This window comes from Bradyrhizobium sp. PRIMUS42 (assembly GCF_023006515.1).
Classification (GTDB): Bacteria; Pseudomonadota; Alphaproteobacteria; order Rhizobiales; family Xanthobacteraceae; genus Bradyrhizobium.
Window position 1 is genome coordinate 1 of record NZ_JALBGZ010001368.1, and the last position, 765, is coordinate 765.

The following is a 765-nucleotide window of genomic DNA, read 5'->3' on the forward strand; positions in this document are numbered from 1 at the left end:
CGCCGCGTGCAAGGTGGCCGCGGCCACCACGACGGGGAAGATCGGCATTGCCGCATAGGCCAGTGCGCAGGCGCCGATCGTCGCAATCGCCAGGCCAGCGACCAGCCGCTCCGATTTCGCGGCATCGATGATCGCCCCGCCCGGCATCTGCCCGATCAACGCGACGATCCCGCCGATCGACAGCACGAGGCCGATCTCGACCTGGGTCCATTTCTGGGTGGTCAGATAGACCGCGATGAAGGGACCGAATCCGGTCTGGACGTCGGCGAGGAAGAAGATGAACCAGTCGAGGCCGCGCAGGCTCTGGCGCGACGGCGCCGGAATGCCAACAGCCGATGGCACCGCGACGTCGTCCTGTTCAACGCGGACATCGCGATCTGCTTGGTTCGGCTTCCTCGACAACAGCACAGCCGGTCAGCCCTCCCCGCACCTCACTGGATCGCTTGCAGCGGTTGAAGGCTGCCGGACGCGCCAAGCACCACGATCGGCGTGTCTTCCTTGTATTCCGGCGCGGCCGCGACCTGCGCCTTGGTCAATTCCAGCGTGATGCTGTCCTTCTTGTTGGCGATCTTGCCGAAGCGCAGTGCGTTCCAGTCCACCACGATCTTGCGACTGCCGACGCCGAGAAATCCGCCGAAATCGATGGCCGCGGCGCGGACATGGCCGCCGCGATCGACGATGACATCGACGATGCGCCGCTGATGTCGGCGGTGCACGATTCATCGGTCGAGCATCCGCCTGAGATCAGCGAGGTCGAACATCTCG

Annotated in this window: 1 protein-coding gene and 1 pseudogene; both read right to left on the reverse strand. The window is 65.1% G+C overall.

Annotated features, from left to right (window positions below; all coding sequences use genetic code 11):
• A partial coding sequence (locus tag MOV75_RS40405) for an MFS transporter (RefSeq protein ID WP_369010506.1) occupies positions 1-408 on the reverse strand: 408 nt, incomplete at its 3' end.
• Positions 409-431: 23 nt separating this feature from the next.
• Positions 432-695, reverse strand: a pseudogene (locus MOV75_RS40410) (PRC-barrel domain-containing protein); the annotation flags it as partial.
• Positions 696-765: the final 70 nt, after the last annotated feature.